The following is a 469-nucleotide window of genomic DNA, read 5'->3' as shown; positions in this document are numbered from 1 at the left end:
CACTATTCATTTGAGCAGAACGCAATTATTTCCATCAGAAACGCCGGGAACAGAGCATGAGTCTCAACGAGGAAGCGGCCCATATGCAACACGCTCAGCGGCGATTCTGTGAGTCCGTCTGCGGTTTCCCTGCCACTGTGAGGGTTGGCCAGTCGATTCTTGCACGGCGATTGTGCATCCTGTGGGTGTTGGTGTCTTGTGAATGAGAAGAACCGCCACGCCCGGGTCGAACGAGCAAACAACTCGTCTCTCTGATGGGTTTGCTCACATCGATAAAGCTAGGTAACTACAATCTAAGCTCACTAGTAGTTCAACTATAACACAATATGGTTGGGTTGTGATTTGAGGTCTACGCTATTCTTGCGCGTCGACCACCGCAATCCCAGCGAGGTTGACGATATCTTTGACTTCGTCGCCGCGCTGGAGGACGTGGACGGGTTTGTCCATACCGACGAGCATCGGACCGATA

1 protein-coding gene is annotated in these 469 nt (G+C 52.0%); it reads right to left on the bottom strand.

Annotated elements, in window-relative coordinates; translation table 11 throughout:
- Positions 1–354: 354 nt before the first annotated feature.
- Positions 355–469, bottom strand: a 115-nt coding sequence (locus tag DEQ92_RS24605; protein ID WP_394338722.1) for a phosphate acyltransferase, incomplete at its 5' end; no start/stop codon positions are given.

Origin of the sequence: Haloferax sp. Atlit-6N, from assembly GCF_003383195.1 — an archaeon.
GTDB classification, from domain to species: domain Archaea; phylum Halobacteriota; class Halobacteria; order Halobacteriales; family Haloferacaceae; genus Haloferax; species Haloferax gibbonsii.
This window is presented reverse-complemented; position numbering and strand designations above follow the sequence as displayed.